This is a genomic window from Anoxynatronum buryatiense (genome assembly GCF_900182905.1).
Taxonomy (GTDB): domain Bacteria; phylum Bacillota; class Clostridia; order Peptostreptococcales; family Tindalliaceae; genus Anoxynatronum; species Anoxynatronum buryatiense.
Genome location: NZ_FXUF01000047.1, coordinates 1 through 1,029, shown reverse-complemented (window position 1 = coordinate 1,029; position 1,029 = coordinate 1). Strand labels below are relative to the sequence as shown.

General features: G+C 39.8%; 2 protein-coding genes. One reads left to right on the top strand and one right to left on the bottom strand.

The window, feature by feature from the left end:
• On the bottom strand, positions 1-408 hold a 408-nt coding region (locus QOL74_RS18405; RefSeq protein ID WP_283410959.1), incomplete at its 3' end, for a transposase.
• 106 nt (positions 409-514) lie between these two features.
• Between QOL74_RS18405 and QOL74_RS18400 the strand changes: the two genes are divergently transcribed.
• Positions 515-907: a hypothetical protein gene (locus QOL74_RS18400; protein WP_283410958.1), complete on the top strand. Its 393-nt coding sequence runs from the start codon at positions 515-517 to the stop codon at positions 905-907.
• Positions 908-1,029 lie beyond the last annotated feature (122 nt).

The window sequence follows — 1,029 nt, the reverse complement described above, 5'->3', positions numbered from 1 at the left end:
ACAACCCATTAAGCAACGGCAAACATGTTTCGGAGGCAACGATTCAAGAGCTGTTGAAAGAGCTGGAAGACATCTTATTTGAGTTGAAAATAAAATTGTAGAGAGGGCAAATACTGCGCTAAATAGGGTTGAGTTAACGATCAGCGCCGCTTGCTTTAAAATGTCGTTCTCCATGGGCAGTTGATCCAGTTCTTTTCGTAACTTGATCAGTCCATTTTCTTCAGGGCTGCGATTGTCTTTTTCTGCAAAGGATCCGCTGTGATTGTATTGCTTGACCCATCTGTCAAAGGCGGAGGGCGATAGATCATATTCTCTGACGATTTCAGCCCGAGGTTTGCCGTGTAAATGAAGTTGTACCAGTTGTTCTTTAAACTCTGGGGTATAACTTCTTCGTGTTCGTTTGGTCATGTTTTTCATCTCCTTGTTTATTAGGGTACATGACCTTAACGTTTCTGTCCAACTAAGTATAACCTATCCAAACCTTTGACCATTTATTTTGGGAGGGGAGAACGAGATGAAAAATTCTAAAAGCATTATTGTTGGAGCGTTAATAATGGTTTTACTTACTACTTCCGTATCCTTTGCTGCCTGGTATTCTTTTAACTTTACGCAACCGGATGAAACAACATATACTACGGAACCATTTTATAACACGGGCTCACCTAATTTAAGGCTATGGGTTAACTCATCGGGTGTGAGAAGAACATATACAGTTGAACTGCAATATGAATCATTAACATCTGGGTGGACAACCGTGAATAGTTGGACTGGATCTATTAGAGCTGGTGGTGTGTTATCAACTAATTTTAGTTGGACGAACTCACAAGGCAGAAGAGGCAGTTTTAGATATAAGCTGACCTTTAGTACGCAGTCTACTTTTGATGGAACTGTTAGATATTGGAACTAAGAAGCACAATCAAAAAAATGAGAAAGGGGTTTAACAATGAACATTAGCAATGTGAGCTCAACCAATTATTACACTGGAGTTAAGGCTGCCTCCAACAATAACCTTCAAGATAAGTTCGAAGA